The following is a 421-nucleotide window of genomic DNA, read 5'->3' on the forward strand; positions in this document are numbered from 1 at the left end:
CCGATTGTGCCGCGAGGTGGTTGTCGCCGGTCAGCAGGAGGGGGCGCAGGCCCAGGGCGCGCAGTGCGGTGACGGCTTCGGCGCTGGTGGGTTTGACGGCGTCGGCGACCTCCAGGACGGCGCGGGTCGTGCCGTCCCAGCCGACCGCGACGGCGGTCCGCCCGGCCCGCTCGGCGGCGGACTTCGCCGCCAGCAGCCCGGCCGGCAGGGGGGTGTCGAGCAGGCGGGTGCGGCCGGCCAGGACGGTGTGGCCGTCGACGGTGCCCTGGACGCCGAGGCCGGGCCGGTTGCGGAAGCCCTCGACGGCGGGCAGGTCGCCGAGCCGCTCCTGCGCGGCGGTGGCCACGGCCCGGGCGATGGGGTGTTCGGAGGCGTGTTCGAGGGCGCCGGCCAGGCGCAGTGCCTCGTCCTCGGTGGTGCC

Annotated in this window: 1 protein-coding gene; it reads right to left on the reverse strand. The window is 78.1% G+C overall.

Annotated features, from left to right (window positions below; genetic code table 11):
* Positions 1-421 (reverse strand): HAD family hydrolase (locus tag OO48_RS34030; protein ID WP_033223548.1); only part of this gene is annotated, 421 nt, incomplete at both ends.

Origin of the sequence: Kitasatospora phosalacinea, assembly GCF_000716545.1 — a bacterium.
GTDB lineage: Bacteria > Actinomycetota > Actinomycetes > Streptomycetales > Streptomycetaceae > Kitasatospora > Kitasatospora phosalacinea.